The sequence below is a fragment of the Paenibacillus sp. J31R30 genome (genome assembly GCF_059692115.1).
Genome location: NZ_JCAUAV010000003.1, coordinates 24,942 through 41,618, shown reverse-complemented (window position 1 = coordinate 41,618; position 16,677 = coordinate 24,942). Strand labels below are relative to the sequence as shown.

Below are 16,677 nucleotides of genomic sequence, written 5' to 3'. Positions count from 1 at the left end.
TCTCCTGATCGCTTCTGTCTATTAACCTCATCCATAATACCATGCAGGAACCCGTGTAGCCAGTTTAGCGCAAGCTAATGCCGAACCCACCAATCCGATCTTGGATAGCTCACCACTCCCGAACCCTGCAAAATAATCGTTTGGCCGATTGGCGGCGTGACCATTGTTACCCCTTTCGCCTCAGCAGCCTTCGCGGCACGAGCAACAGGATCATTCCAATCATGGATAGCTAATGTGAAGGCTCCCCAATGAATAGGCAGCATGACCTTTCCTCTCACATCAAGATGCGCTTGAACGGTTTCTTCCGGCATCAGATGGATATCCGCCCAACGCTGATCATATTGCCCGCATTCCATCAATGTCAGATCGAAAGGTCCGTATTTATCACCAATTTGCTTAAAATGAGGCGTATACCCGCTGTCACCGCTGAAAAAGACGCTGGACTGCGTTCCTTTGATCACCCAAGAGCACCACAAGGTTGCTCCCCGATCATTGACACTTCGCCCCGAGAAATGATTGGCAGGCGTGCAAGCAAGCTGCAGACCCTCATACGTCAGCTCTTCCCACCAATCGTGCTCCTCAATCTTGGCAGCTGGAACTCCCCAGCGGATTAAGTGTGCACCAACGCCAAGCGGTACAATGAACCTATTCACTTTGTGCTTAATTTTCTTAATTGAACCATAATCCAAATGATCATAATGATCGTGAGATAAAATAACGGCATCTATTCGCGGGAGCTCCTCGATCTCAAATGGGATTCCGCCGCTGTATCTGTTTTTACCCAACCATGGGAAAGGAGAAGGCGTTCTTCCAAACATTGGATCAAGCAACAGTGCTTTTCCATCGATCGTTAGCAAACTCGCCGAGTGCCCAAACCATGTAACGCTTGTGGCATCATTTACCCGAAATTGAGGCTTCTCCATTGGTAGAGGGACTGAAGGACGTCGATATGGACTCCCCTTGATCATATCTCGCAAAATCCCTAGCGTAGTTGAGAAACTCATATTCATCATCGCTGGAACTGGATTTTCGAACTTGTCCTGCGCATACTGTGGCGATTCTTTAAACCGATGCATCTCATCCTTGGTAGGTTTTCGACCGAATACCGGGTACACATTCATAAACAGATAATAGACACCAATCACAATCGCAACAATCACTAACGTAAGTAACATTCTCTACTTGCCTCCATGCTATCTCTAATCTGCCTACACCATCTCATCTTTGAAAGAATAAGCTACGTTGTAATAACGTAACAACTTATCCCATGGTTCCAAGTTTTCAAGCCGTTCCTCATCTTTCCACGAAATTATTTCAGCGGACAGGGACAATAGCACAATCAGTCGTTTCGCCCAAACATTCCTCAGAAATAGTCATAAGCTATCTCGAAACACAAACCAAATATCCATTGGAGGTTGATTCGAATGAGTTGTGGAACTGGGTATGGTACTTCTGCTGCAGCTGTTTTGGTACTTTTCATCTTATTGGTTATTATCACTAGCGCATTTGTTTGGTAATACAAAACTAATACAGAGGGACTACCTAGACCGTCTAGGTAGTTTTTCTGCTTCTAATGCCATCCATGCAGCTACCCAAAAAAAAGAAAAGGACGCTCAGCATGAGCGTCCTTCTATATATCTGGTTTACAAAGATACTAACCCTCTCAAGAAACCTTATGCTCAATACGAAGTTTGTCCGCAACCATCGCGATGAACTCTGAGTTTGTCGGTTTCGACTTGGAAATGTTAATCGTGTATCCGAAAATAAAGCTGATGCTGTCGATGTTGCCGCGCGTCCAAGCGACTTCAATCGCGTGGCGAATCGCACGTTCAACGCGGCTAGGCGTTGTTTTGTACTTCTCGGCGATGGCAGGGTAGAGCGTTTTGGTGATCGCGCCAAGAATCTCGATGTTATTATAAACCATCGTAATGGCTTCGCGCAGATATTGGTAGCCTTTAATATGAGCAGGTACACCAATTTCGTGAATGATACTTGTGATATTAGCATCCAAATTCTTGCCCTTTGGCATGTGCACCACATTCGCACGCGGCGTTGACGTTGTGGTCGTTGTCGACGAATTGCCAGCAAGCTGACGAATACGGTTCGTAAGGGTTTCCATATCAAATGGTTTCAATATGTAGTAAGAAGCACCTAACTGCACGGCTTTTTGTGTAATATTTTCTTGGCCGAATGCCGTAAGCATAATGATTTTGGGTTGTGAAGGAAGATTCATCTCACGCATTTTCTCCAGAACACCAAGCCCATCAAGATGAGGCATGATAATATCTAAAATGAGAATATCGGGTAGCTCACGCTGTTGCTCCAGAAAACGAAGGACTTCGTTACCATTGTACGCAACGCCCATAATTTCCATATCCTCTTGCTCACCAATGAACTCTGATAATAAATGGGTGAATTCGCGATTATCGTCGGCAAGTAATACCTGAATTTTTTGCAACTGAATTTCCTCCTTTAGCTACTAAAACAAGATGGATTTTTCTCTCTTATGTAAAGGTATTCGACAGCTCTTTTTAAAATCCTTCTGTCGAATATTATTTTTCTTTTCTTTTGTTTGACTTTCTTATATAATGAAATATTTATCTTCTGATTCCAACATTATTCGACATGAAGTCACTAAACTCGCTAATGTTCTGTAAAATGAGATTAAAAAGAAATAAAGAACTAAAGGTATTAACTCACCTTTAGCTCTTTGTTCGTGTTTCCTGATGTAGGCCGAAGGATAATTCCAGAGTCCTGCAGCATCCATTCAATGAAGCAGCCATAGCCGCTTGTCGGATCATTCACAAACACATGGGTGACCGCTCCGATCAATTTACCATTCTGGATAATTGGACTGCCGCTCATCCCCTGTACAATGCCACCCGTTTTTTCTAATAAACGTGGATCCGTAATTTTGATTACCATACCTTTAGTACCCGGAACATCTTGTTTGGATACATGTACGACTTGGATATCAAACTTTTCCACCTTCTGCCCCTCAAGCACCGTATAAATTTGCGCTGGTCCTTCTTTCACTTCTTCTGCGAAAGCAACAGGAATCGCCTCTTTATCTAAACTGTGATCAGGAGCACCATACATTTTACCGAAAATACCGAAAGCCGTGTTGCGTTCAATATTACCGATAACTTTACTATCTTTATACAGCGTAGCATGCTTCTCGCCAGGATCGCCGTTATGACTTTTGGAAATGGACGTCACGTTCGAATACACGATATCGCCATCGCCTACAACGATCGGTGTCTGAGTGTCCATATCGGTTATGACATGTCCAAGAGCCCCATAGACGCCTTGATCCGGTGCATAGAAGGTTAATGTCCCCACACCTGCCGCGGAATCGCGAATGTACAGTCCTAAGCGGTAGGACTTATCTACGATGTCATAGACAGGCTGCAGCTTGACAACAAGTTCTTGATTATTTCGTAAAATTTGCAGAACAAGCGGATTCTTGCTTTCGCCTGATTTCGCCACTAGCTCCGCGACCTTGCTAACATCCCTTGAGTCCTTGCCATTGATTTTCATAATTAAATCGCCGACTTGAATTTTGGCTTCTTCCCCTGGTGAAACTTTTTGCTCTGAGGCAACAGTCACCAAATGATGACCTACTACCAAAATACCGGCTGACTTAATTTTCACACCGATCGTTTGGCCCCCTGGGATCACTTTTAAATCAGGTACGACATTCACTTTGACGGTCTTGATCGGAATGGCCCCGAACAGCTTGAGCTTCATTTCCGTTTGTCCGGAATGATCGGATTGCAAAGAAATGGGTTCGTTTAAATTAACTTGAAATGAGTGCTCGGCGTTGCCATTTACCTTTACAATATCCGTATCCTTGACCGTGACTTGGGCACTGACCGGCATCGTTAACTGAAGCTGCTTCCCTTGCCCGCTGAACAATCGGAGTTCTTGTGGAAAGGAGGCAAAGCTCTGAAAAGGCGAGGACATACTGACCAAGCAAACGAAGAAGACGAGCAAGAGTCCGAACAATCTTTTTCTTTTGTTGGATTGCACTATCAACACGCTCCTTCAAAATTCCTTGAGCCCTGACGATCAACTCGTCAATTGCGTACCTATAAGTTAACCCCAGTCCCCCTCTTTTATAACTGTAAATGATGACTATCTATACATTCATGCCCTTGCTTTCTTATTTTTTGCCATGGCAAGCATTTCTCCCGCATGATGCAGCGTTGTTTCAGTGACTTCTACCCCGCCAAGCATCCTCGCAAGCTCTTCAATCCGACCAGCATCTGGCATATCTTGAACCCGCGTGAAAGTCCTTTCGTGATCCACTTCTTTCCGAATATAGAAATGAACATCAGCAAAGCTGGCAACCTGTGGTAAATGAGTAATGGAGAATACTTGACAGCTCTGCGAAAGAACGGACATTTTCTCAGCAATCGCTTGTGCCGCGCGCCCGCTTACCCCCGTATCAACCTCATCGAAAACAAGTACAGGAATTTGGTCAATACGTGCAAAAATAGCTTTCATTGCGAGCATAATACGAGAGAGCTCTCCGCCTGAGGCAATTTTACTAAGTCCACGCAGCGGTTCTCCTGGGTTAGGGGCCATGAGAAACTCAACTTGATCAATGCCTTGTCTGTTAAATCGCACCTTGTTCCCATCAACCTCTACGCCTCGATCATCGATGATATGGGCAATTTGCACGCGGAACTGTGTGCGTTCCATTTGAAGATCACGCAATTCGTGTTCAATTTGAGCAGAAAGATCACTCGCGATGCTTTTGCGCAGGTTGGATAGATCCAAGGCATGAACACCGACTTGCTTCTCAGCAAGAATAAGCTTGTCCTCTAATTTACGTATAATTTCATCTTTATTTTCAATCGTATCGACTTCATTCTTGATCTTCTCTAGGTAGCTTAGGATCTCTTTAATATTCTCTCCATATTTCCGTCGAAGAGACGTAATCGTATCTAATCGCCCTTCGATATAATCTAATCGGGATGAATTGAATTCAATGCCGTCACGGTAATCTCTAATCTGATAAGCAGCATCTTCCAATTGATAAAAGGCTGACTGCGCTTGTTCCAAAATCGGATTCAGGTTCGTCGGATCTAGCTGCACAATATCCTGTAGACGTGAAACAGCTTTACCCGCAGCATCTAGTCCCCGATTCGTTGCATAGAGAAAATCATAAGCTTCGGTCGTATTTTGATACAGCTTCTCAGCATTCGCTAGCTTCCGTTTCTCTTCAGCTAAGCTCTCATCTTCACCGATTTTGAGCTTAGCTGACGAAATTTCGTCGATTTGAAAACGATACAGATCTAACATTTGCAACGCCTGCTTGCTTGTCTCCTGCAGATCGTTAAGCTCCTTCTGGAGCTTCATATATTGATCATAGCTTGCTTGATATGCTGACTTTGCTGACTCAATCTCAGCATCTCCGAATAAATCAAGCGAGTGAATATGCTCGTCCACATGCAGAAGTGACTGATGCTCATGTTGACCATGAATATTGACGAGCCATTCCCCTGTTTTGCGCAGCATCGTCATATTCACAAGCTGACCATTAATCCGACTTGAGCTTTTGCCCGTTGCCGTAATTTCTCGACGAATAATGAGATGCTCCGAGGCGTCTGCCTCAATCCCAAGCTCTGTAAGCGTATGCCAAACCGGATGTGAAGCAGGTAAGTCAAACATCGCCTCAATCTCCGCTTTATCCGCACCGTAGCGAACCAATTCCGATGAACCTCTACCGCCGACAATCAGTGTTAACGCATCTATGATGATAGATTTCCCGGCACCCGTTTCCCCTGTCAGAACGTGAAAGCCTGTCTTAAACCGAATGTGCACATGTTCAATAACAGCCAAATTACGAATCGAAAGCTCTGTAAGCATGAACGCCTCCTGATATTATGATAATAAGGACATGACTTCATTTACAAAAGTTACGCTATTTTCTTTCCCGCGGCAAATCACTAGAATCGTATCATCACCACAGATGGTTCCCATGACGCCGTTCCATTCCAAGTTGTCAATTAAAGCGCAAATCGTATTCGCTGTGCCAGGCAAACATTTCATGACGACCAAATTATCTGTATAATCCACGCTTACAAAATGATCACTTAAAGCTCTACGCAGCCGCTGCATAGGATTAAACCGCTGATCTGCAGGCATGGAATATTTATATCTGCCATCGTCGAGAGGGACTTTAATTAAGTGTAATTCTTTAATATCCCGAGAAACCGTTGCTTGTGTCACATGAAAGCCAGCCGCGCGCAGCGCTTCAACCAATTCATCTTGTGTTTCGATCTCATGATTTGTAATAATTTCTCTGATTTTTACATGCCTTTGACCCTTCATCCTTACACCTCTATGTGAAATGTGATTTTTTTGATTTTATTTACGGTCATATCAACGTAAAGGATACCCTGTGCCTCAGGATAAATGAGGGTGTAGGGCAGCAGCATGTCACGTACAGCGCTCCCTGTCATCTCAAGCGGCTTGCGTTCTCTCGCCACTTTCACAAGATAAACATCATCTTCCTTTTGCACAAAATAATCAATAAATAAGCGGCTTTCGAGCTGATCCCTCTCGCCTACTGTCATGGTAATCGGGATTTTGGTCTTGCCTGCAAGCACATCGAAGCCCGCAGCTTCTAGCAGTTCAACTACGTCATCTGCAGGAACATTTCCATGCCTTGGTATCCGCCCTCGTCTTCGAGTTGAACCCGCTGTCCACTTCTGAAATCGCCAGATGACGATACTCACAATTCCGATCAGGATTAACAAAATGACTTTAACATCGCCTTGTTCCATGTCCTTCACCTCGCCATAGTATTCGCGAGCTCAGAAGGAAAATCCTTTGTTTTAAGTGAAAAAACCCATCTCAGGGCCGCAAAAGGCGTTCTCAAAGATGAGTTTATTTTCCATGTAATTTCTGCGAAGCTTTCACCGTCTCTGCAATACGTTCTTTAATTGAAGAAGGCGCGGCCAGCGACTCTTCCCCCTCGTTACTAGCCCAGTAAGCAAGGAATTCAATATTCCCTTCCCCGCCGGTTATTGGCGAGTAGGTCAGCCCCTTCAAGCGAAAGCCAAGCTGCTCCGCAAAGGTGAGCACTGTTGTAAGCACGTCAATGTGTACGTCCGTATCGCGGACAACACCAGACTTCCCGACTTTCTCTCGGCCAGCTTCAAATTGCGGTTTAATCAGTGCAACTACGTGCCCTTGATCGCCTAAGATTTCCTTCAATGGGGGCAAAATAATACGCAGTGAAATGAATGAAACATCAATACTAGCAAAGGTCGGTCTCGGACCGTTCAAATCTTCCAATTTCGTGTAACGGAAATTCGTTCTCTCCATCACATGAACACGCTCATCATTGCGCAGCGACCAATCCAATTGGTTATAGCCGACATCGACGGCGTAGACAGAAGCAGCCCCGTTTTGCAGCGCACAATCCGTAAAACCACCAGTGGACGCCCCGATATCTAACATCACTGCACCTTGCAAGTCGATTTCGAATTGCTTTAACGCCTTTTCAAGCTTAAGCCCGCCACGACTTACGTATGGATGAAGTGCACCCTTTACTTTGAGCACGGCTTTCCGGCTTATCTTCATGCCAGCTTTATCAACTGGCTCTTCATCCGCAAAAACAAGGCCTGCCATAATGGCGGCCTTTGCCTTTTCTCTGCTCTCGAAATACCCTTGTTCTAGCAGCAATAAGTCTAACCGTTCTTTATCCGATGACATATATGATGTGTTGCTCCTATTCAAATCGGTTACTAGACCTTAGCCCGGAGGACCTTACGCGGCACTAGCTTCTTCACTTCTGTAATAAGATGATGAACGGTCAATCCTACCTCTTCGCGCTGTTCTGGCACACTGCCATGCTCAACGAAGTAATCTTGAATCCCCATCAGCTCCACTTGTAAACCAACAATACGCTTCTCTGCGTAGAATTCAAGAACGGCACTGCCGAAGCCACCTTGGATCGAGCCTTCTTCCATCGTGATCAAAGGCATGGATTCCTTAGCTAATTGCAGTAAATAAGCTTCGTCCAAGGGCTTAATAAATCTTGCGTTCACAACGCGAAGTTCAATGCCTTCCTGTGCCAGCTGTGCAGCTGCCTCTTCAGCAACTTGAACCATAGGTCCCACGGCAAGTACAGCGGCATAATCGCCTTCGCGAACGGTTTCCCAAGTTCCAATTGGAATCGCTGTAGGTGCCTCATCAATACTGGCACCTGTGCCATTAATGCGCGGATATCGATAGGCAATCGGACCATCGTTATATTCGAGAGCCGTCTGCATCATGTCACGCAGCTCTTTTTCATCCTTGGGCATCATTAAGACCATGTTCGGAATTGTGCGCAAAAATGAAATATCATAAACCCCTTGATGTGTCTCGCCGTCTGGGCCAACAAAGCCTGAGCGGTCAATCGCAAAGGTCACATTCAAATTAGGTCGGCAAATATCATGAACAACTTGATCATACGCACGCTGCAGGAACGTTGAGTAAACGGCAAAAACAGGTTTTAAGCCTTCGCTTGCCAAGCCTGCGCACAAGGTAGCCGCATGCTGCTCGGCAATCCCTACGTCAATCATGCGATTCGGAAATTGCTTCGCAAATTTCAACAATCCAGATCCGCCAGGCATCGCAGGAGTAACTGCCACTACACGGGAATCCTTCTCTCCAAGCTCGATAAGTGTATCACCGAAAACTTGTGTATACATCGGCGGTCCAGATGACTTGAGAACTTGACCAGACTCCATTTTGTAAGGCCCTAAGCCATGCCAAGTATGTGAATCATTCTCAGCTGGTTTGTAGCCTTTCCCTTTTGTCGTAACGACATGGATCAGCACTGGTCCTGCAACCTTCTCAGCCTGCTTCAACGTCTCCATAAGAACTTGCAGATTATGTCCATCAACGGGTCCGATATATGTAAAGCCTAGCTCCTCAAACCATACACCATTCAAAACGAAATATTTAAGACTATCCTTCAGCTTCTCCGCTGTTTTGGCCAGCGTTCCGCCTATGGCAGGAATTTTCTTCAGTAAGTGTTCAACTTCTTCTTTGGCTTTCAGATAATGACGATCGGAACGAATTTTACTTAAATAATTATGAAGAGCCCCTACATTGGGCGCAATAGACATCTCATTGTCATTCAGAATGACCGTAATATTCTTCTTCTCGTGACCAATATGATTCATCGCTTCAAGCGCCATGCCGCCAGTAAGCGCACCATCACCAATGATGGCTACAACTTTATTATGTTCGCCTTTGAGATCACGCGCCATTGCCATACCCATGGCAGCAGACAGTGATGTACTGCTATGTCCAGCTTCCCAGACATCATGTTCACTTTCGGAACGCTTAATAAAACCGCAAAGCCCCTTATATTTGCGCAAAGTATCAAACTTATCTTTGCGTCCAGTTAGAATTTTGTGCACATACGCTTGGTGACCCACATCAAAAATCAGTTTATCATACGGGCTGTGAAACATGGTGTGTAAGGCAATTGTGAGTTCAACCACGCCTAAGTTCGGGGCCAGATGACCACCTGTAACGGAAAGCTTTTCAATTAGAAATTGACGGATTTCTCCTGCCAAGTCTTCAAGTTCCGTCAAGGATAACCGCTTCAAATCCGCAGGCCGATTGATTTGTTCGAGCAGCACGCTTGTTTCCTCACTTTCAATGTGAAAATACTGAGATTTCACCATTATATCATAGAATTGGGTAAATCGTATAAAACTACCTGTCGAAAAGAAGGGATCCCCGTCATTTTTCGTTTAGTGATCCCTTTTCATCAAGTAATCTGCGATCTGCAGCAGTCTCTCCGGGTTGGCAATATTGGACCGAAGCAAGGCTTCCTTCGCTTGACACGTCAGTTCTTGCACCTTCTGTTCAGAAGCTTCCATGCCGATAAAATAAGGGAATGTGACCTTTTGCTGCTTCTCATCACTCTTCACAGGCTTACCAAGCTTCGCCTCGTCACCGATAATATCCAAAATATCATCCTGAATTTGAAAAGCAAGCCCTAATGCATGACCGAATTCACTGAGCGCTTCCAACTGTGCTTCAGTCGCTCCCGCAATATGTCCGCCCGCACGCAAGGAGAAAACAATAAGATCACTTGTTTTGTGCGTATGAATATAAGTTAGCTCTTCCAGCTTCGTCAGACCTTGTTCACCAAGCATATCTGCAGCCTGCCCGCCAACCATCCCGCGAGCACCTGCTAATACAGCAAGTTCTTCGGTTATTGCCAGCACGCGTTCAGCAGGAACACCGAACTTTTTGTGCGCTTGGGCAACACTAAAGAAGGCGTGCGTAAGCAGCGCGTCGCCAGCTAGAATAGCCATCGCCTCGCCATATACTTTATGATTCGTTAACTTACCTCTGCGGTAATCATCGTTGTCCATCGCTGGAAGATCATCATGCACCAAGGAATAGGTATGTACTAATTCAATGGCTAGGGCCACAGGCATAGCAGCCTCAAGCGAGCCCCCAAGCGCCTCGGCAGCTGCGAGGACCATTATGGGACGCAGACGTTTGCCGCCTGCCATCAGGGAATAGTCCATTGACTCACGAAGTGAAGCTGGGACATCCCAGGCCGAAGGTAACGACTGTCGTAATGCGGCTTCGACCAATTCAGCATGGGAAGCGATATAGGTATGGATGTTAGACGTTGTGTTATTCAAACTAATTCCCCTTATCTTCCAAGACAGGCTGGAAAGGCTTTCGTGTTACCCCAGCTTCCCCTTCAACCAGCATCTCAATTTTCTTCTCCACTTGCTCGAGTTTAACACCGCATAAATGGGAGAGTCTCACGCCTTCTTGATACAGTTCAATCGCCTTCTCTAACGGCACATCGCCGCTTTCCAGTTGGCTTACGATGCGCTCCAGTTGCTCGATCGCCAGTTCAAAGCTTACTTCTGTTTCACTTGCTGACATCCATGTTCGCCTCCATCCCCGAAACTTGACATTGTATTTTACCGTCCTTAAGACGTATGGATAAACGATCACCAATTTTCACCTGTGCGACCGAACGAACGAGCTGTTTCTCCTGCTCGTCATAGGCAAGGCTGTAGCCCCGCTGCATGACCTTCAGCGGGCTGAGGGCGTCCAAATGGCGGACGCCTGACTGCCACTCCTGCTTCTTCGCGCGCAGGAGGGTCTGCATGGCCGTGAGCATCTGACGTTTGGACGTGTCCAAACGACGTCTCGCCATCACGGCCTGCTCGGTTGGATTGAAGCTGGATAAGCGACGCTCCAGCTTCAATCGACGCTGCGCCAACTCCGTTAGGCGCTGACGGATGCGGTAACCGAGCTGCTCCGCCAGCCGGTCGAGGCGCTCCGCAGGCTGCATCAGCAGCTGCCTGCGGGGGTTCGTCAGGAACGGCGAGCGCTTCGCGCGCTCCAGACGTTCCTGCTTGCGGCGCAGCTGCTGCAGCAGTCCGTAATGCAGGCGCTGTGCCTGCTGCGATAGCTGCTGCTTCAGCTCGAGGTGGTGCGGCACCGCGAGCTCGGCCGCCGCCGTAGGCGTCGGCGCTCTCAGATCGGCGACGAAGTCGGCGATCGTAAAGTCCGTCTCGTGGCCGACGGCTGAGATGATCGGAATCGTGGAGGCTGCGATAGCCCGCGCCACGATTTCCTCGTTGAAGGCCCACAGCTCTTCCAGTGAGCCGCCGCCGCGGCCCACGATGAGCACGTCGGCTTCACCGAGCCGGTTCATGGCTTCAATCGCCTTGACGATCGAAGGCGCCGCCTGTGTACCCTGTACGAGGACAGGGTACAGCAAGATCGGGATCGACGGGAAGCGCCGTTGCAGCGTGATGATGACATCACGAATGGCGGCCCCCGTCGGGGAGGTGATCACGCCAATGGCGCGCGGAAACCGAGGAATCGGTTTCTTGCGCTCAGGCGCGAAGAGCCCTTCGCCTTCGAGCTTCTTTTTCAGCTGCTCGAACGCCAAATACAAGCTGCCGATGCCATCAGGCTGCATCGCCGTTACATAGAATTGATAAGCACCGTCTCGCTCATAAACAGAAATATTCCCGCGAGCGATCACTTTCGTGCCCTCTTTCGGGATAAATCCAAGCTTCTGGTTATGGGAAGCAAACATAATGCTTTTCAGGCGACCGTCTGCATCCTTCAGCGTAAAATACATATGACCACTAGAATGATGGGTGAAGTTCGAGATTTCGCCTCGCACCCACACATCTTGGAGACGCGAATCTCCTTCCAGCAACAGCTTAATATAACGGTTTAAATCCTTAACCGATAAAATCTTGGTCTCGTTTCTCGCCATAAGCTGATTATACGCTCACATTCGCTTTAGCTGCGCGGCTAGCCGCATCAACTGTATTGCGAAGCAGCATGGTAATCGTCATTGGACCTACGCAACCAGGTACAGGTGTAATCGCGCTTGCAACCTCTTTTACAGCTTCAAAATCAACATCCCCCGTTAATTTGCCGTCTGCCGGACGATTCATCCCAACATCAATGACGACTGCGCCAGGTTTCACGTGATTCGCTTTAATCAAGTGGGCTTTACCTACGGCTACGACGAGAATATCAGCTTGCTTCGTGATCTCTTCCATGTTAGGCGTGCGCGAATGAACGACGGATACGGTTGCATGCTCACGCAATAACAACATCGCCATCGGTTTACCCACGATATTACTTCTGCCTACAACGACAGCATGCTTCCCAGCAATGTCAACGCCAGTCCGTTTGAGAATTTCAATGACACCATGCGGGGTGCACGGCTTCATGCCATCTTTCCCGATCATCAGGTTACCAACATTCACGGGATGGAAGCAATCTACATCCTTCGCTGGGTCAATTTCGTCAACTACTGCTTCTTCATCGATATGCTTAGGCAGCGGTGATTGAACAAGAATACCGTTGATCCGACTATTTTGATTAAAAGTATGGATAAGTGCGATTAATTCTTCTTGTGTCGTCTGCTCAGGCAGGCGGTGTACTTCGGAATAGATGCCTACATCATCACAAGCTTTCGCTTTGTTTCTTACATAGACTTGAGAAGCTGGGTCTTCACCAACAATAACAACGACAAGACCTGGTTGGTTTCCCTGTGCTGTAAGATGAGCTGCGTCAGATCTGATTTCCTCACGAATGGAGCTCACGAGTTCTTTCCCATTAATTACTTGTGCTGACATCTTAATTATTTCCCCCTTAGCCTATTAAGCCATACCTATATGAAAATGAAATTGCATGGTGATTATTGAGTACGCAGAACTTTTTCTTTCAGCTCGTCGATTTCTTTAATCATTTTCCCAAGGACTCCATTCACGAATTTCCCTGATTCCTCAGTTCCATAATGCTTGGCCAAATCGATGGCTTCATTGACAACAACCTTCGGTGGCACATCATCGCGATACAGCATCTCGTAAGCACCTAGGCGCAGCACTTCCCGATCAATTCGAGACAGCCTGTCCATTGCCCAGCCCTTCAGATACTCTTCCAACAACTCGTCAATGCTTACCTTGTTCTTGTAAGTACCCTCAACAAGTTCAATAATGTAAACAGGATCTATCTTATCCCCGGAGAAATCCAACTGCGATTCGTTGTCATGTTCGGCTTCATGAATCGCGGTTTGAACTGCCTCCTCAGGCGTAGCCTCATTCATTTGGATTTGGTATAAGCTTTGTATAGCAATTTCACGTGCAATTCTGCGTTTCATCCTGTTCCTCCTAAGCGTTTCGCTCCTGCAAAACGACCTTCTCCTAAAAACTCTTTCTCCTAGTATACGTCAAAATGGAGCCAATCCAAACAAAAAAATCCATGGTTGAACCAGGGATTTTAGCGAAACATTCTCCATTTTTGTGTGAGATAGCGCCAAATGTCTTCTAACATGACGAAACTTTCCTTACGATCCAGCTTATTACCCACATAAAAACCTACAAGTACAATGAATCCAAAGATCAACATATCCCAAAAACCAAAAAACAAATAAATAAAACCGAAGAAAATACCCGCTGTCACTCCGATTACTTTGCCCCTATGGAATTCCCATAGTTCATTCCACATATGTGGATTCACCTCTATTCGACTCGGCTTTTAAACGTTGGGGCAGATTGCACGATGTTCGCTACGAATACGGTAACGGAAGCTACAGGAATACCGGTAATTTCTTCTATGTAACTTTTCACTGTACCTTGCATATCTTCAGTCAGTTCCGGAATCGAGCTTTCCCCATCTACAATGGTTCTAATTGTAATTTCCAGCCCGGATTGATTCACTCTAACTCGTGCACGCAGATCCTTCGCGCCTTTCGTGCGACCCGCGGCTTTCAGGGATAGATTCTCAACTGTTTCGATGGAGATACGGATATCGCCAAAATCAGTGCGTTGATCAATCGACGGTGCCTGGGAACGTCCGCGACGAAGTGTTACGATCAAGAAACGTACGGAGATCAGCAGCATAATTAAGCTGATGATAATGCCCGGATACGCGTAGCTCTTCTCGTAATAAAAATGACTAAGCGTTTGACTTGCTTGATCGAGTGGGATCCAGCTAGATGCTGTGAACAATACAAAGATCGATGCGACGAAAATAATCAGGCTATAGAAAAGCAGCAAGAGCCTGTCCACAATTTTACCCACTACGCTTGTCCCCTTCCTAAGTTAGAGGAAACCCCCTGCAACCTGTAGGGGGTTTCAATTGATCCATATGGCTCAGCTTTACCGCCTATTTCACACGATGGGCAGCCGCTGGTTCTTCGTCAATCGGTTTATCCGCCTGCTTGAAATGAACATCATGAATATGGACGTTTACTTCAACAACATTTAGACCTGTCATTGATTCAATCGCTTGCTTCACATTGTTCTGAATATCATTCGCAACTTCAGGAATACGATTGCCGTATTCGATAATGATGGAGACGTCAATGGCAGCTTCACGTTGTCCGACCTCTACCTTTACGCCTTTGGACAAATTCTTGCGTCCAAGTAATTCAGCAATGCCGCCAGCTAATCCGCCACTCATCCCCGCTACACCTTGCACTTCCACCGTTGCCAAACCGGCAATGATTTCGATAACCTCGGGGGCAATCTGGATGCTGCCCATGTCTGTCTTGACGTAATCCGGAGCGATTGTGCTCATTGTGGCACCTCCTAAAAAGTTTGTGGAGCAAACTTACTTCGTAAGCTTAAAAAGTTTTGCGCCAAAAATTGTGGCGCTAGTATGAATGGGATAAGCCATCTTAATTTATTAGTATACCATTTTGGCAAAAATATGACAAATGTTTGTCTACGATTCTGGATCGTTCACATCGTGCTCTTCCAAGAACTTAATATCATGGTCACCCTTGATAAACTTCTTGTGCTCAAGCAGCTTCAAATGAAAAGGAATCGTCGTGTTCACACCATCTACCGCGAACTCATTGAGCGCTCTTTTCATGCGATTAATCGCCTCTTCACGTGTGCTTCCCCAAACAATGAGCTTAGCAATCATGGAGTCATAATGTGGCGGAATCGTATATCCTGGATAAACCGCGCTGTCTACACGTACGCCGAATCCACCTGGCGGCAAATAGAATTTCACTTGCCCTGGGGACGGCATGAAGTTCCGATTCGGATCTTCTGCATTAACGCGGCACTCAATCGCCCAGCCATTGATGCGGACATCTTCTTGGCGGAATGACAGCGGGTTGCCTTCAGCAACGCGAATCATTTCTTGGATAATATCGATGCCCGTAATCATCTCGGTTACAGGGTGTTCAACTTGGATCCGCGTGTTCATTTCCATAAAGTAAAAATTACCGTCTGGTCCTAATAGGAATTCAAGCGTACCCGCACCGGAATAATTCACTGCCTTCGCTGCACGTACAGCTGCTTGCCCCATCGCTTTACGCGTCTCTTCTGTTAGAATCGGACAAGGCGCTTCTTCAACAAGCTTCTGTCTCCGACGTTGTACAGAGCAATCACGTTCGCCTAAGTGAACAACATTGCCATGCTTATCAGCAAGGATTTGGATCTCAACATGCTTCATGCCTGTTAAGTACTTCTCTAAGTAGATACCTGCATTTCCAAAAGCATTCTGTGCTTCTTGCTGAGCAGCCGTAATCTGTTGAACAAGTGTTTCCTCGTTCTCTGCAATACGGATACCTTTGCCTCCGCCGCCTGCTGTCGCTTTGATTATAATGGGGTACCCGATATCGCGTGCGATAACCACGGCATCGTCAATATCCTCAACCAAACCGTCAGAGCCCGGAATAATCGGAACTCTCGCTTCCTTCATCGTTTGCTTCGCAACGGCCTTATCCCCCATCCGGGAGATAGCGTCAGGTGAAGGTCCGATGAAGGTGATATTGCAGCTCTCACAAATTTCTGCGAAGTCAGCATTCTCAGCTAGGAAGCCGTATCCTGGATGGATAGCGTCGCATTCCGTTAACGTGGCCACGCTCATCAAGTTGGTGAAGTTCAAATAGCTGTCTTTGGATGCTGTCGGACCGATGCAATAAGCTTCATCCGCAAGACGAACATGCAAGGCATCGCGATCTGCTTCCGAGTAGACAGCAACCGTATAGATGCCTAGCTCACGGCATGCTCGGATAATACGAACCGCAATTTCACCACGGTTCGCAATAAGAATTTTATGGAATTTCATGATATGCCCTCCTAAGCGCTCTTCGTAAGAAAAGCTTGCGTTATCAGCCTAAGCTTACAACGC

18 protein-coding genes are annotated in these 16,677 nt (G+C 46.6%); 1 reads left to right on the top strand and 17 read right to left on the bottom strand.

The genetic code is table 11. The features are described from left to right. Nucleotides 1-74 precede the first annotated feature (74 nt). Nucleotides 75-1,175, bottom strand: a complete 1,101-nt coding sequence (locus tag AC58QO_RS11775) for an MBL fold metallo-hydrolase (protein WP_497265594.1) — start codon at nucleotides 1,173-1,175, stop codon at nucleotides 75-77. A 249-nt stretch (nucleotides 1,176-1,424) separates the two neighbouring features. Between AC58QO_RS11775 and AC58QO_RS11770 the strand changes: the two genes are divergently transcribed. Continuing rightward, nucleotides 1,425-1,517 carry a YjcZ family sporulation protein gene (locus AC58QO_RS11770; RefSeq protein ID WP_082595420.1) on the top strand — a complete coding sequence of 31 codons (93 nt, stop codon included), beginning with the start codon at nucleotides 1,425-1,427 and terminating at the stop codon, nucleotides 1,515-1,517. A gap of 146 nt (nucleotides 1,518-1,663) precedes the next feature. Here the strand turns inward: AC58QO_RS11770 and spo0A are convergent, their stop codons facing one another. The 16 genes from spo0A to accC form a co-directional block, all read right to left on the bottom strand. After that, nucleotides 1,664-2,458, bottom strand: a complete 795-nt coding sequence (gene spo0A / locus AC58QO_RS11765) for a sporulation transcription factor Spo0A (RefSeq protein WP_497265592.1) — start codon at nucleotides 2,456-2,458, stop codon at nucleotides 1,664-1,666. A gap of 233 nt (nucleotides 2,459-2,691) precedes the next feature. Beyond that, nucleotides 2,692-4,032, bottom strand: coding sequence for a SpoIVB peptidase (gene spoIVB / locus AC58QO_RS11760; RefSeq protein ID WP_497265590.1), 1,341 nt, complete (start codon nucleotides 4,030-4,032; stop codon nucleotides 2,692-2,694). Nucleotides 4,033-4,149: 117 nt separating this feature from the next. Then, nucleotides 4,150-5,877: a DNA repair protein RecN gene (gene recN, locus AC58QO_RS11755; protein WP_497265589.1), complete on the bottom strand. Its 1,728-nt coding sequence runs from the start codon at nucleotides 5,875-5,877 to the stop codon at nucleotides 4,150-4,152. A gap of 15 nt (nucleotides 5,878-5,892) precedes the next feature. After that, nucleotides 5,893-6,342 carry a transcriptional regulator AhrC/ArgR gene (ahrC, locus tag AC58QO_RS11750; RefSeq protein ID WP_497265587.1) on the bottom strand — a complete coding sequence of 150 codons (450 nt, stop codon included), beginning with the start codon at nucleotides 6,340-6,342 and terminating at the stop codon, nucleotides 5,893-5,895. Nucleotides 6,343-6,344: 2 nt separating this feature from the next. After that, nucleotides 6,345-6,797 (bottom strand): hypothetical protein, encoded by a 453-nt coding sequence (locus AC58QO_RS11745; RefSeq protein ID WP_497265585.1) that lies wholly within the window; start codon nucleotides 6,795-6,797, stop codon nucleotides 6,345-6,347. Between the two features lie 103 nt (nucleotides 6,798-6,900). Beyond that, nucleotides 6,901-7,731, bottom strand: coding sequence for a TlyA family RNA methyltransferase (locus AC58QO_RS11740; protein ID WP_497265583.1), 831 nt, complete (start codon nucleotides 7,729-7,731; stop codon nucleotides 6,901-6,903). Nucleotides 7,732-7,763: 32 nt separating this feature from the next. Beyond that, nucleotides 7,764-9,656 (bottom strand): 1-deoxy-D-xylulose-5-phosphate synthase, encoded by a 1,893-nt coding sequence (gene dxs / locus AC58QO_RS11735; RefSeq protein WP_497265581.1) that lies wholly within the window; start codon nucleotides 9,654-9,656, stop codon nucleotides 7,764-7,766. Between the two features lie 114 nt (nucleotides 9,657-9,770). After that, complete coding sequence (locus AC58QO_RS11730; protein WP_497265579.1) at nucleotides 9,771-10,679, bottom strand: polyprenyl synthetase family protein; 909 nt, start codon at nucleotides 10,677-10,679, stop codon at nucleotides 9,771-9,773. Between the two features lies 1 nt (nucleotide 10,680). Beyond that, complete coding sequence (xseB, locus tag AC58QO_RS11725) at nucleotides 10,681-10,932, bottom strand: exodeoxyribonuclease VII small subunit (RefSeq protein WP_497265577.1); 252 nt, start codon at nucleotides 10,930-10,932, stop codon at nucleotides 10,681-10,683. Further along, complete coding sequence (gene xseA, locus AC58QO_RS11720; RefSeq protein ID WP_497265575.1) at nucleotides 10,919-12,289, bottom strand: exodeoxyribonuclease VII large subunit; 1,371 nt, start codon at nucleotides 12,287-12,289, stop codon at nucleotides 10,919-10,921. Before xseA ends, xseB begins: the two co-directional genes overlap by 14 nt. A gap of 7 nt (nucleotides 12,290-12,296) precedes the next feature. Continuing rightward, nucleotides 12,297-13,163, bottom strand: coding sequence for a bifunctional methylenetetrahydrofolate dehydrogenase/methenyltetrahydrofolate cyclohydrolase FolD (gene folD / locus AC58QO_RS11715; protein WP_497265573.1), 867 nt, complete (start codon nucleotides 13,161-13,163; stop codon nucleotides 12,297-12,299). Between the two features lie 62 nt (nucleotides 13,164-13,225). Continuing rightward, complete coding sequence (nusB, locus tag AC58QO_RS11710) at nucleotides 13,226-13,687, bottom strand: transcription antitermination factor NusB (protein WP_497265571.1); 462 nt, start codon at nucleotides 13,685-13,687, stop codon at nucleotides 13,226-13,228. Between the two features lie 119 nt (nucleotides 13,688-13,806). Beyond that, nucleotides 13,807-14,034 (bottom strand): DUF2273 domain-containing protein, encoded by a 228-nt coding sequence (locus AC58QO_RS11705; protein WP_068661991.1) that lies wholly within the window; start codon nucleotides 14,032-14,034, stop codon nucleotides 13,807-13,809. A 14-nt stretch (nucleotides 14,035-14,048) separates the two neighbouring features. After that, nucleotides 14,049-14,609: an alkaline shock response membrane anchor protein AmaP gene (amaP, locus tag AC58QO_RS11700; protein WP_436237207.1), complete on the bottom strand. Its 561-nt coding sequence runs from the start codon at nucleotides 14,607-14,609 to the stop codon at nucleotides 14,049-14,051. An 85-nt stretch (nucleotides 14,610-14,694) separates the two neighbouring features. Continuing rightward, nucleotides 14,695-15,108 carry an Asp23/Gls24 family envelope stress response protein gene (locus tag AC58QO_RS11695; RefSeq protein WP_497265568.1) on the bottom strand — a complete coding sequence of 138 codons (414 nt, stop codon included), beginning with the start codon at nucleotides 15,106-15,108 and terminating at the stop codon, nucleotides 14,695-14,697. Nucleotides 15,109-15,255: 147 nt separating this feature from the next. After that, nucleotides 15,256-16,614, bottom strand: coding sequence for an acetyl-CoA carboxylase biotin carboxylase subunit (gene accC, locus AC58QO_RS11690; protein ID WP_497265566.1), 1,359 nt, complete (start codon nucleotides 16,612-16,614; stop codon nucleotides 15,256-15,258). Nucleotides 16,615-16,677 lie beyond the last annotated feature (63 nt).

What these genes read in the sequence shown, in the direction of transcription:
- AC58QO_RS11745 (WP_497265585.1), bottom strand. Translation starts at nt 6,797, where the DNA reads ATGGAACAAGGCGATGTTAAAGTCATTTTGTTAATCCTGATCGGAATT.
- folD (WP_497265573.1), bottom strand. Translation starts at nt 13,163, where the DNA reads ATGTCAGCACAAGTAATTAATGGGAAAGAACTCGTGAGCTCCATTCGT.
- AC58QO_RS11705 (WP_068661991.1), bottom strand. Translation starts at nt 14,034, where the DNA reads ATGTGGAATGAACTATGGGAATTCCATAGGGGCAAAGTAATCGGAGTG.
- accC (WP_497265566.1), bottom strand. Translation starts at nt 16,614, where the DNA reads ATGAAATTCCATAAAATTCTTATTGCGAACCGTGGTGAAATTGCGGTT.
- AC58QO_RS11740 (WP_497265583.1), bottom strand. Translation starts at nt 7,731, where the DNA reads ATGTCATCGGATAAAGAACGGTTAGACTTATTGCTGCTAGAACAAGGG.
- AC58QO_RS11695 (WP_497265568.1), bottom strand. Translation starts at nt 15,108, where the DNA reads ATGAGCACAATCGCTCCGGATTACGTCAAGACAGACATGGGCAGCATC.
- xseB (WP_497265577.1), bottom strand. Translation starts at nt 10,932, where the DNA reads ATGTCAGCAAGTGAAACAGAAGTAAGCTTTGAACTGGCGATCGAGCAA.
- AC58QO_RS11775 (WP_497265594.1), bottom strand. Translation starts at nt 1,175, where the DNA reads ATGTTACTTACGTTAGTGATTGTTGCGATTGTGATTGGTGTCTATTAT.
- xseA (WP_497265575.1), bottom strand. Translation starts at nt 12,289, where the DNA reads ATGGCGAGAAACGAGACCAAGATTTTATCGGTTAAGGATTTAAACCGT.
- AC58QO_RS11770 (WP_082595420.1), top strand. Translation starts at nt 1,425, where the DNA reads ATGAGTTGTGGAACTGGGTATGGTACTTCTGCTGCAGCTGTTTTGGTA.
- recN (WP_497265589.1), bottom strand. Translation starts at nt 5,877, where the DNA reads ATGCTTACAGAGCTTTCGATTCGTAATTTGGCTGTTATTGAACATGTG.
- ahrC (WP_497265587.1), bottom strand. Translation starts at nt 6,342, where the DNA reads ATGAAGGGTCAAAGGCATGTAAAAATCAGAGAAATTATTACAAATCAT.
- nusB (WP_497265571.1), bottom strand. Translation starts at nt 13,687, where the DNA reads ATGAAACGCAGAATTGCACGTGAAATTGCTATACAAAGCTTATACCAA.